This window comes from Mucilaginibacter dorajii (assembly GCF_024808255.1).
Lineage (GTDB): Bacteria > Bacteroidota > Bacteroidia > Sphingobacteriales > Sphingobacteriaceae > Mucilaginibacter > Mucilaginibacter dorajii.
This window is the reverse complement of the sequence record NZ_JANTYS010000009.1, coordinates 270,936-283,080: the sequence shown is the minus strand read 5'-3', so window position 1 is coordinate 283,080 and position 12,145 is coordinate 270,936. Positions and strand designations below refer to the sequence as shown.

At 44.6% G+C, this 12,145-nt stretch carries 9 protein-coding genes; 5 read left to right on the top strand and 4 right to left on the bottom strand.

Annotated features, from left to right (window positions below; all coding sequences use genetic code 11):
* Positions 1 to 220 precede the first annotated feature (220 nt).
* The 3 genes from FHS10_RS14835 to FHS10_RS14825 all read left to right on the top strand — a co-directional run bounded on the left by FHS10_RS14835 (position 221) and on the right by FHS10_RS14825 (position 6,208).
* Positions 221 to 3,214, top strand: coding sequence for a SusC/RagA family TonB-linked outer membrane protein (locus tag FHS10_RS14835; protein ID WP_259091748.1), 2,994 nt, complete (start codon positions 221 to 223; stop codon positions 3,212 to 3,214).
* A gap of 11 nt (positions 3,215 to 3,225) precedes the next feature.
* Complete coding sequence (locus FHS10_RS14830; RefSeq protein WP_259091747.1) at positions 3,226 to 4,761, top strand: RagB/SusD family nutrient uptake outer membrane protein; 1,536 nt, start codon at positions 3,226 to 3,228, stop codon at positions 4,759 to 4,761.
* Between the two features lie 91 nt (positions 4,762 to 4,852).
* A complete protein-coding gene (locus FHS10_RS14825) occupies positions 4,853 to 6,208 on the top strand; it encodes a glucoamylase family protein (RefSeq protein ID WP_259091746.1) in 1,356 nt (451 codons plus the stop codon).
* A 312-nt stretch (positions 6,209 to 6,520) separates the two neighbouring features.
* Here FHS10_RS14825 and FHS10_RS14820 read toward each other — a convergent pair whose 3' ends face one another.
* The 4 genes from FHS10_RS14820 to FHS10_RS14805 form a co-directional block, all read right to left on the bottom strand.
* A complete protein-coding gene (locus FHS10_RS14820) occupies positions 6,521 to 7,336 on the bottom strand; it encodes a hypothetical protein (protein ID WP_259091745.1) in 816 nt (271 codons plus the stop codon).
* A gap of 76 nt (positions 7,337 to 7,412) precedes the next feature.
* On the bottom strand, positions 7,413 to 7,628 hold the full coding sequence (locus tag FHS10_RS14815) for a DUF2442 domain-containing protein (RefSeq protein ID WP_259091744.1): 216 nt from the start codon (positions 7,626 to 7,628) through the stop codon (positions 7,413 to 7,415).
* Between the two features lie 127 nt (positions 7,629 to 7,755).
* Positions 7,756 to 8,481, bottom strand: coding sequence for a YebC/PmpR family DNA-binding transcriptional regulator (locus FHS10_RS14810; RefSeq protein WP_259091743.1), 726 nt, complete (start codon positions 8,479 to 8,481; stop codon positions 7,756 to 7,758).
* Between the two features lie 186 nt (positions 8,482 to 8,667).
* Complete coding sequence (locus FHS10_RS14805; RefSeq protein WP_259091742.1) at positions 8,668 to 9,618, bottom strand: NAD-dependent epimerase/dehydratase family protein; 951 nt, start codon at positions 9,616 to 9,618, stop codon at positions 8,668 to 8,670.
* A gap of 292 nt (positions 9,619 to 9,910) precedes the next feature.
* Here FHS10_RS14805 and FHS10_RS14800 point away from each other — a divergent pair, with 292 nt between their 5' ends.
* Complete coding sequence (locus FHS10_RS14800) at positions 9,911 to 11,158, top strand: YdcF family protein (protein ID WP_259091741.1); 1,248 nt, start codon at positions 9,911 to 9,913, stop codon at positions 11,156 to 11,158.
* Between the two features lie 11 nt (positions 11,159 to 11,169).
* Positions 11,170 to 12,045, top strand: coding sequence for a hypothetical protein (locus FHS10_RS14795; protein ID WP_259091740.1), 876 nt, complete (start codon positions 11,170 to 11,172; stop codon positions 12,043 to 12,045).
* Positions 12,046 to 12,145 lie beyond the last annotated feature (100 nt).

Below are 12,145 nucleotides of genomic sequence, written 5' to 3'. Positions count from 1 at the left end.
TGTTTTCAATGTGCCGTCTGTAGTATGTATATTTTACACTAAGCGTTATTTAATTGACTGTTTATCAATAAATTAAAAAAATAAAACTAAAGCGATGTGAAAGTGTTTAATTGGTTGATGTATTAATGTTGAGTTAATTTTTTTGATTTAGCTATAATATCTCCCCAGCTTTGGCTCGAAATAAACCAATTTTTCAAAACCGTTTTTACTTACAACCACTATGAAAAGAATCCTTACTATTTCAGTGCTGGTGCTTTCTTGCTTCTTTTTTGTTAACACTTCATTCGCGCAAAACGCGGCTGTAAAAGGTAAAGTTACCGATGCAGCTACCGGCGAATCCTTAATTGGTGTAAGTGTACTTGTAAAAGGAACCAGCACCGGCGTGCAAACCGATGTAAATGGCGCATTCAGCGTTCCGGCACCGGCCAATGCCACTCTTGTTTTTACGTATATTGGCTATACCACGCAAGAGGTGCCCGTTAACAACCAAACTACATTAGCCGTAAAACTTAGCCCCGAGGCTAAAGAATTACAGCAGGTTGTTGTTATTGGTTATGGTACTCAAAAGAAACGCGATGTAACCGGCTCGGTTGCCAGTGTAAATGGCGATCAGCTAACCAAGCAACCGGTACAAACACCAACTCAGGCTTTACAGGGTAAGGTAGCGGGTGTGCAGGTAATCTCATCTGGTCAGCCCAACTCCAATCCTATTTTACGCATCCGTGGTACCGGTTCGGTACTGGCAGGAGCTAACCCGCTTTATGTGGTTGATGGTGTACTTACCGATGATATCCGTAACGTAAACAACGCCGATATTGTGAGCATTGATGTGCTGAAAGACGCATCGGCCGCTATTTACGGTGTTCGTGCTGCAAACGGTGTGGTTATTATTACTACTAAACGTGGCAAGGCAGGCCCGGCGGTGGTTAGCTATGACGCCAACGTTGGTTTCAGGGAAGTAGCCAACCAAATTTTATTAGCCAACAGGCAGCAATATGTCGACTATCTGAATGTTGCCAGCCCAACCAAAATAGCCAGCGACGATAAATCGCCTTTAACTATCCCGGGCACTACCAACTGGGCGCAGGCGGTATCACAAAAAGCGTTTGAAACTAATCATAACGTATCCGTATCTGGCGGCGGCGAAAAAAACACCTACTTTATCAGCGCCAACTACATTGATGAAAACGGTGTTATAAAAACCAACAACTTTCAGCGTTTTACCATCAGGGCTAACAACGATATTCATATCTCTGATAAACTCCGTTTTTCAGACCAGATGTCGTTAAGCCGCAACACCGAACGGCCCGTTGATGTGGCCGGCATTTACGGCAATGTTTACCGCGCCGCACCAATTATTCCTTCTATTATTGATGGCAAATATGGTAACACCTCTGCCTGGAGCAATGTGGGTAACCCTTTATTGCAGTTAGATAAAAAAAATAATTTTACGCTGAACAACCGCATACAAGGTAACGTAGCATTGGATTACAACCCTGTAAAGTGGCTTACTTACCACTCTGCATTTAACTTAGATGCGCGCTTTAATAACCAGAAAAACTACTCTTACCAGTTTGCTTCAGACGCAAGCACCTTCACCGTAGGTGGTGGTAACCAACGCCAGGATAATAGTTCGTTATTTGTACAAAACGATAACGCGTACCAGTACCAATGGGATAACACCATTACTTTCGACAGAACTTTTGGCCAGCATCACTTAACTGTATTAGGCGGCATGGTTACAGAAAAGGGCCGGTCGAACTTTATAAATGGCACCAGGCAGGATGTTCCGGCTAATCCCGATCAGTGGTTTTTAGACCAGGGCAATCCTAACGTAAATACCATTGACCATAACGGTGGCGACTTGTTTACCCGCGAATCATTTGTAGGCCGGGTAAATTACTCTTTTGCCGGTAAATATCTGTTAAGTGGTAGCCTTCGTAGAGATGGCAGCTCAAGGTTCCAGCAAAAATGGGGCACTTTTTATACCGTAGGCGCGGGCTGGGTATTATCTGAAGAAAACTTTTTGAAAGAAAGCATTTTCACCAACCTTAAATTACGTGCGAGCTACGGCGAATTAGGTAATGATAATATTGGCTCATCGCTGTTTGTGGTAACGGGTACACCTTACCAGCCTTACTACTTCGGTAGCACATTGGTTGCAGGTACTGTGATACAGGATATCAAAAACACTAATCTTAAATGGGAAACTACCGATCAATTAGATATTGGTATCGACTATGGCTTTTTAAATAATCGCTTAACCGGTGAAGCTGATTACTATAACAAAAAGGTTAAAAACGCTTTAACCAATATCCCGCTGCCGGGCATCCTGGGCGACCCGGATAACCTGTTTATTACCAACGCGGCATCATACCGCAATAGTGGTGTAGAAGTTGCCTTAAGGTGGAACGATAAGATCAACAACCACATTGGTTATAATATTGGCTTTAACTTAAGCTATAATAAAAATGAAGTTATTGGCCTTAACGGAGGTCAGGCTATTAGCGCTGGCGGTGCCAACGGTCAAACCATTACCCGTACAGATAACGGGCACCCCATTGCCAGTTACTACGTGTTGCAGGCAACAGGCGTGTTCCAAACCGCGGCCGAAGCTGCAGCGGCACCAACCAATACTTTTGAAGCTAACCATGTAGGCGGCTTAAAGTATGCAGATATTAATAACGATGGTAAAATTGATGCCAGTGACAGGATCTATGCAGGCTCATACCAACCTAAATATTACGGTGGTTTTAACCTTGGTTTAAACTATAACAACTTTGATATCAGCGCCGATTTTTATGGCAATTGGGGTAACAAGATCTATAACGGCAAAAAGAATTCCCGCGGATCTGAAAACGATAACATTGAGGCAAGCTACGCCAACAGTCGTTTTACCACAACCAAACCATCAAGCACCGATCCAAGCACCATTACGCAAACTACCCCGCCATCAACCTATTTCATAGAGTCGGGCGCGTTTTTGAGGTTAAATAACTTAACCTTCGGCTATTCGTTGCCGGCAGATTTGCTTAAGCGTGCCGGTTTAGCTAAGGCCAGGATATTTTTAACATCGCAAAACCTGTTTACGGCTAAACGCTACAGCGGCCAATCGCCAGAGTTGTTCTCAACAGATATTTTATCGCAGGGTATCGATGCCACTAACTACCCTGTAACCCGCACGTTTGCATTAGGTGTAAATGTTCAATTTTAATTACCGCAGTTATGAAAAAGATATATAGCCTAAGATTAACCTTGCTTGTTGCCTGTGCCGCCGTACTATCGGGCACGCTGCATGCATGTAAAAACTACCTTGACGTAAAACCCCAGGGACAAATAACGCAAGACCAGATAGCATCTGACCCTAACCAGGCCAAAAACCTGGTGATTGGGATCTACAATGTATTTTATATTGGCGGGTTCGATCCGGATATCGATAGCTTCCAGTTTGTGATCATGACGGATATCGCGTCTGATGATGCCGACAAAGGTAGCTCGCCAGATGATTATGGCGATGCCAAGCAAATTGATAACCTGCAAACATCGGCCAGCAATGGTGTAGTAAACAACGTTTGGACAGGTTACTACCAGGGCGTTGCCCGTTGTAACCAGGCGCTTGATAAATTGCAGAACGCCCAGTTTGATGCTACCACTAAAAACGCCCTTATTGGCGAGGCCCGTTTTTTAAGAGCTTACTTTTACTTTAACCTGGTACGCCTGTATGGTGGAGTGCCGTTGATTGACAAACTGCCATCGGCAACAGAAGCCAATTCAGATAAATACCAAACCCGCGCAACCGCTGCCGATATCTATAAATTTATCATCAGCGACCTTGATTTCGCGGTAGCTAATTTACCGGCTAAGGGTGCTACAGATGTTGGTCGCGCCAATAAAAGCGCTGCCCAGGCATTAGAGGCTAAGGTTTACCTGTACACCAAAGATTACCAGAAAGCGTATGATCTTTCGCAGGCAGTGATCACCAGCGGTTTGTATTCATTGGTTAAGGATTATTCATTAATCTGGAGACAAAAAGCGGTTAATGGCGATGGCGGTAATAACAATGCCGAATCGATATTTGAAATTCAGGCGGGAATTAATAAAGATTGCTCGGCTGGGATTAACCTGTATACCGTATCACAGGGCCCGCGCGCCGGTGGTAAATACGGCTGGGCCGATTTGGGCTTTGGCTTTAACAACCCATCCACAAGTTTATTGAATGAATATGAAACCGGTGATGTGCGTAAAGCGGCTACAGTGATCTTCATTAAACCGGGTGGTACCATATTATTTGATGGCTTCCGCATTCCTGGTCAGGATTCGGTACAAAACAGCACTTACAGCTACAAAGCCTACCATAGCCGCAGTGCCGAAGATAATTGCGGTGGCAATACCGATAGACTACCCAAACAGGTTCGTATTTTACGCTACGCGGATATCTTGCTCATCAACGCCGAAGCTGCCGTGCAGATTGGCAAAGTTGGCGACGCCCAAAACGATTTGACCCTGGTAAGAACCCGTGCCGGTTTAACATCAACCGCGGCAACATTACACAGCATTTGGCATGAGCGCCGCATGGAGCTTGCTGAAGAACATGACCGTTTCTTTGATATAGTAAGGCAGGATGCTGTTGAGCCTGGTCGTGCCTCCGCCGCTTTTGCAGCACATGGCAAAACCTGGAAAGCCACTGCGGCTTTGTTTCCTATCCCGCAAACACAAATTGATTTGAGTGGTGCCCGTTTAACACAAAACCCCGGTTATTAATTATAAAGTATAAAAGAAACTACGGTTGATTGATTTATGAGGTTGTCGGTTTGGTAACTGCCGGCAGCCTTTTTTTCTAATCTGCATCTACATGAAAAAACTATTTATAACACCATTACTGCTCTTACTGGGCATGTGCTGTTTTGCGCAAAAACAGGCAAAACATACAGGCGAAGACGGGATTAAGCCCGTAGGGATTATCAAAAACCTGGGCGATAGCGCCTTACTCGATGTGGTACAGCGCCAAACCTTCCGTTACTTTTGGGATTTTGGTCACCCGGTAAGCGGCCTGGCCCGGGAGCGCAGCAATACTTCTTTTGACTACGGGCCCGAAGTAGTAACCACCGGCGGCTCGGGCTTTGGCATTATGGCATTAATTGTTGCCGATAGCCGTAAATGGGTAAGTCATGGCCAGGCTGTTGACAGAATGGTTAAGATCGTTAACTTTTTGTTTAAGGCCAATTCCTTCCATGGTGCTTTTCCACATTGGATGAACGGCGAAACAGGTAAGGTAATTCCTTTTGGCCGGAAGGATGATGGTGGCGATATTGTAGAATCGGCTTATTTATTCCAGGGTTTGCTGTGTGCCAAACAGTACTTTACCGCAAATACTCCCAAAGAACAACGCATTCGCGATGTGATCAGTTGGATGTGGGGCGAAATGGAATGGGACTGGTATACCCGCGACGGCCGTGACGCACTATACTGGCACTGGAGCCCAAACAACGGCTGGGCTATGAACTTCCCCATCCATGGCTTTAATGAATGCCTCATAACGTACGTATTGGCGGCATCGGCAGAAAGGTATCCTGTTAGTGCCAGCATTTATCACCGCGGCTGGGCACAAAGCGATTTCTTTAAAAACGGCAAAACCTTTTATGGTTACAAATTGCCATTAGGCTTTGATTTTGGCGGCCCGTTATTCTTTTCCCAATACTCATTTTTGGGTCTTGATCCGCGTGGATTGAAAGATGAGTATGCCGATTACTGGGAGCAAAACAAAAACCACACGCTTATCAATTATGCCTACTGCGTAGATAACCCTAAAAAGTTTAAAGGCTACGGCCCCAACAGCTGGGGACTTACCGCCAGCGATAATTTTGAAGGTTACAATGCCCACTCGCCAACAAATGATCTGGGAGTAATAACGCCTACAGCGGCCTTATCGGCTTTTCCTTACACGCCGGAGCAATCAATGAAGGCCTTACGCCATTTTTATTATGACCTCGGCGATAAGATCTGGGGCGAATACGGTTTTACAGATGCCTTTAGCGAACAACATAACTGGTACGCAAAATCATACCTGGCTATTGACCAGGGCCCAATTGTGGTGATGATTGAAAACTACCGCACCGGCCTGCTTTGGAAGCTATTTATGAGCAGCCCCGAAATTCAAAAAGGCTTAACCAAACTTGGTTTTGAAAGCCCGGCGATTGCGAAGAAATAGTTTTTGCCAGAAGCTTTATGAACATAAAATATCTTGTCATTGCGAGCGCAGCGCGGCAATCTCTTAGCCGTACAGAGCTAATGAGCATAGTCGCAATCCGACTTTAGTGATAAATTCCAGACTTACGAAGTTTTAAAAACTTCGTAAGTCTTCCCTAACGCCTCGCTGTTCGAATGTCTCTTCGAACAATTATGCCGTAGTTTCCAACTACGCGAAGCAGACAACAGAGGGCATACCTAAACGCGGGCCACAAGGCTCCGCCTTGCGGCCCGCGTTTAGGTATGCTTTATTAAGTGATGTAAATCAGAAAGTTTATTCCGAATCCGTTTTAGGTAGGATATTTTTAGCATTAAACCTCGGCTTAAATCCAAGCTTAGGTGCTTCTTCGGTCGGCGCAGTCGGCTCAGCGCTATCTTCGGGTTTTACAGCCTCAACTGGCTTTTCTTCTTCAACCACTTTCGGTTTCACCATAGCCGCATTGAAACGAGGCTTAAAGCCAATTTTCGGTACCGGTGCTTCTTCAGCAGGCTCAACGGTCGCCTCCGGTTGTACGGGCTCAACAGGCTTTTCTTCTTCAACCGATTTTGGTTTTACCATACCCGGGTTAAATCTTGGTTTAAAAGCCGGTTTAGCAACCGGTTGATCGGTTGATCCTTCTTTTGCTTCGGACTTCTCAGCCGGGGCTTCTGTATTTTCGACAGGTTTGGCTTTTGCCATTGCCGGATTAAACCGTGGTTTAAAACCTGGTTTTGGCGTAGCACTTTCCGTTGGTGTTGTCGGCTCTTCTGCTTTAGCCTCCTCTTGTTTTTCTTCAGCAGGTTTAGCCGCGGCAGTAGCCCTGAATTTAGGCGTGAAGCCAATTTTAGAGGGCGTTCCCGGCTCTATCAAGCTTTCGGTAATAGTTTGCTCCGCCAATGGATTGGCAATGTGTATGCGCTCGGTTTTTATTTCTATGGAGATAGGGAACCTTCGCCGGAGCTTATTGAACCAGTATTTTTTGGTATGGTCGAAACTTTTTTCGCCCATTTGTTCGAAGTGTTCTTTAAATTCCGAAAACAATGATCCCTCCGCCTGTTGTAAAGCTTCCAGATCAATCCTCTTCTTTTTAAAAAACTCTTCGAATACCATTTTTTGAGATTTGAGATATGAGACGTGAGATTTGAGATAAAACATCCTGTCTCAAATCTCACGTCTCATATCTGTGCTACAGATCAACGTTTACATCCAATTGATTGAAGTGGATGCCTTTATCGGTTTGTTTCCAGTCTTCACGCTCCTCCTCGGTTGCGTTCATCAGTTTTGGAAACCATTCCAACGGAAAAGCCTGTTGCTTGCCATCTGGTTTTTCAACAAAAAGCAGGCCGTTGGCAAATGTCAACTTTACTTTTTTTTCTTCCTTACGTGAGCTGAATAGTGGCATTTTTTTTTAATTTGAAGATTTGGTAATTTGAGGATTTGAAAATGGGAAAATACGGATGTCCCAAAACAGCATTTACTATTCAGGCATCTTCAAATTTTCAAATCCTCAAATTTTCAAATCAAGAAGATTACTCCGCCATATTATGGTAAACGGCCTGTACATCGTCGTCTTCTTCTAACCGGTCAATCAGCTTCATGATGTCAACAACCTGTTCTTCGGTTACTTCATGGAATGACTGTGGTACACGCTCTAACTTGGCCGATTTTACCTCCACTCCCGCTTCTTCCAATGCTTTCTGCATTTTGCCAAAGTCTTCAAAAGCGGTGTGGATCACGCCAATATCGTTTCCTTCCTCATCGGCCTCCACAAACAGGTCTTCCAAACCGGCATCTATCAGTTCAAACTCTAATTCTTCCAGGTCGCGTTCGCCCGGTTCAAAAGTGAAAACCGATTTACGGGTGAAAATAAAATCCAGCGAACCGGTTTTGCCCAATGAGCCGCCGTACTTGGTAAAATAGCTGCGCACATTGGCAACGGTACGGTTGGTATTATCAGTAGCGGTTTCAACCAAAACGGCAACGCCGTAAGGGGCGTAACCTTCGTAAACCAACTCTTCGTAATCTTTTTCATCGCGACTTGTCGCACGCTTAATAGCGGCCTCAACCCTATCTTTAGGCATATTAACAGCCTTGGAGTTTTGCACCGCCGTGCGTAAACGCGAGTTGGTAGTAATATCACCACCACCGGCTTTTACAGCCATTACAATCTCTTTCCCTAAGCGGGTAAACTGCACTGCCATTTTGGCCCAGCGCTTAAACTTTCTTTCTTTGCGGAATTCAAATGCTCTTCCCATAACTTATTAGTTCATTGTTGTTGGTTCATGGTTCACAGCAATTGTCAATGAATCAGAACGGCATACCCTGCTTTTTACAGAGGGGATAAATATAATATTTGTTTTTTAAATCAGGATTTCAAAAAGCAAGCAAAGCGTACCCTCTTGTCTTTGCTCCTTACTCCATAAATCCTTCATCCCAAAGTCCTAAATAATTTTCTTCAAATTCTCCAGCATATCTGCTGTCATTTTTGGCAGGTCATATTCCAGTTTCCAGCCCCAGTCTTGTTGAGCGCTGTTATCGTCAATTGATTTTGGCCAGCTATCGGCAATAGCCTGTCGCGGATCGGTATCTACATAACCCATTTCAAACGCCGAGATATGTTTTTTGATCTCATCGGCTAACTGCGCGGGCGTAAAGCTGATGCCCGCCAGGTTGTATGACGATCTTATTTTAATCTGATCTGCCGGGGCATCCATTAAACTAATGGTAGCTCGTATAGCATCTTCCATATACATCATGGGCAAGGTGGTATCAGCAGAAAGAAAACTTTCATATTTGCCTTTCTTCAGCGCCTCATGAAATATATGTACGGCGTAATCGGTAGTGCCGCCTCCGGGCGAAGCCTTCCAGCCAATTAAGCCCGGGTAGCGAATGCTGCGGATATCTAAACCATGTTTGACAAAGTAATATTCGGCCCAGCGTTCGCCGGCTAATTTGCTAAAACCATAAACTGTGTTGGGGTCCATTACACAATATTGCGGTGTATTAAACTGTGGCGAATGCGGCCCGAATACCGCTATAGAGCTTGGCCAGAACACTTTGGCGGTTTTAAACTCAACGGCAAAATCAAGCACATGAATAAGCCCGGTCATGTTTAAATCCCAGGCCATTTTGGGCTTTTGTTCGCCTACGGCAGATAGTATGGCGGCCAGCAGGTAAACCTGGGTTGGGCGATATTTTTCAAAAATGTGGTGCAGGTTATCTTTATCAAGCACGTTCACCAACTCATATGGTCCGCTGTTGCGGATGGCATAAGTAGGGTTGTTGATATCAGATGCGATCACTTTATCAACCCCATGAATACCCCGTAAAGCCACAACCAGCTCAGTCCCGATCTGGCCATTGGCACCTATCACTAAGATCTTTTCGCTCATGCAATTTTTGAGTTTACGCAAAGGTAAAAATTTCCCGGTTGCGGTGTGGTAACCGCAATATATTATTGATGAGTTTAACGGTATGCCGTATCTCAAGAAAAAACAATTGTAGAGACGCAATATTTTGCGTCTCCCGCGTGCAAATCAGATTTGCAAATTCGCCCTGCATAGCTGGAGACGCAAAATATTGCGTCTCTACACAAATGCCATGTTAACTAAATTTAAACGATATCCGCACCTTGTTAACCTGTAGTTTATTTTTAAAGGGTTTATTTGTAGCACAAATACTATTATGAAAAAAATGTTATCCATGGCGCTGCTATGCGCTACCTTTTTAAGCGGTTATGCACAAAAGCGTGCAGCCCATACCATTGTAAAAAACAACGTTGATTACGTACAGTCAAAAAACTATTACTTACTAACTCTTTTTGAACAGGATACCCCGATAAGCGCTTTACTTAAGCACGACGCTGAATTTGCTCAACTGAATCAAAATAAATTAAAGCAGCTAAGCGAGTCCCTTACCAATTGTAAAGATGCTGCATGTCTTATAGCTGCCGTAAAATTATCAGATGATGATATCGCGACAGTAGGCGCACGCCTAACCGCCCTTTACAAGCCCGGCAACGCGTTGGATGCCTTGGTGAAAACCAAACTAATCCCCTCCGGTACTTATAGCTTATATAAAAAACTATCACCCGGCGAATTATTGGTAAAAGCCTGGGAACAGGAAGCCAAAGGCATTAATTATACCATAGGTGTTTATGCCGAAGGCAATAAACCTAATTATCCAACAATAGACTCTATAAGCTATAACGTACACGCCAAAGCTTACTATACCTTAATGTATGATTTTAACGCGGCGCTTTTAGGCGATGTAAAGGGCAGCCATTTGTTTTTTGAGCCATCGTTAAAAGCAGCGTTACTATACCTGCAAATTAATGAGCGGCAAGATCCTGCGCATTATGAGCCAATGGAAGCCACTGTTAACAAGGCCGCGGTGGATAACATTAAAACCATCAAATGGGCTAACTACCCATACACCAATATTATGGTGCCGGGCGCTGGTCCCGAGAAACCCGAGTGGGCTTTAAGTAGCGAAGGGATGCTGCGCTGCCGCCTGGCCGAACAAGAATATAGGCAGGGCAAAGCGCCGCTCATTATTGTATCTGGCGGCAATGTGCACCCATACAAAACAAAATTTAACGAAGCCGAGCAGATGAAGATCTACCTGATGAAGGTACTGCACGTGCCCGAAAGCGCCATCATCATTGAACCGCATGCCAGGCATACCACCACCAATATGCGTAACAGTGCAAGGCTCATTTATAAATACGGCATCCCGGCCAATAAGCCCGGTATTGTGGTTACAGATAAATCGCAAACCGATTTTATCATGAACATGGCCTCCCGCTGCGAAAAAGAATTAAACTACGTGCCCTATAAATTAGATAAGCGGAACTCCGAAACCGAAGTGGAATATTACCCGGTTGAGGAAGCCAAACAGATAGATAACGACGAACCCCTTGACCCACGATAAGACCGATCAATATGCAAAAGATAACTTTAACAATTATAGCCGCGGCCTTAGGCATAGGCAGCCTGGTAACCTCATCTGTTGATCAGCAGCTTAATAAATCCATCACCGTTGATTCATTAGGTGCCTGCCAGGGGATCTCCTATCAAAAAGGGCGTATATTTTTATATGGCGATAGGGAAGTGGGGATGATTCGCGAGTTTAAAATGGAGGGTGATAGCCTGGTTTATCAGCATAAAGAAGTGAAGCTTACCAAAAACGGACAGGATGTGATCAATCACCCTACCGGGATAGCTTACAATGGAATCGGGCCTACATTTATAGGCAACTCCATCCGTTTAAATGCCGAAGGGACCAAATGGAAAGCGGTTATTTATTGTGTTGACTGGAAAGCCCTGTTAAAAACCGGCACGCTTGATGCCAGCCTGCTTAATACCATCGATGACGATGCCTGCATACAAGGTACCCGCCCCGAGTATGTTAAATATAATAATAAGTGGTACGTAGCCACAGCCGATTATGGCGACCACGGAAACGAAGTAAGATTATACGACCCCGAAAAACTGGCGAAAGCAGCCAATACTAAAGAGCCGGGTGTACTTTACAAAAAGTTTACATGCACGCCTTGGGTGCAAAACCTACACTGGGTAGCCGATAAGGGAGTGTTGGTGCTTATTCAAAATCAAAAAGAAGGCAGGCAATGGCAGTTTACTTATGTGGACCTGAAAAAATCAATTGAAGCCGGTAAGCAGGTAGTCATCAGCCAGGTTGACCACATTGATCGTGCCGATGAGCTGGAGGGTTTTTCATTTATTGGCGACGATGAGCGTGGAATCGCGGTAACCTCATCGCGCAAAAACAATGTGAATTTTACCAAAACAAACTGGTAAAATATGGTTGAAACGGGTTAAAATATGGCATGCCGGGTAAAAAAGCCCGGCATTTTTTGTTAATGCAAACTTAACATTTAAATAGCCCGTGCTTAAGATA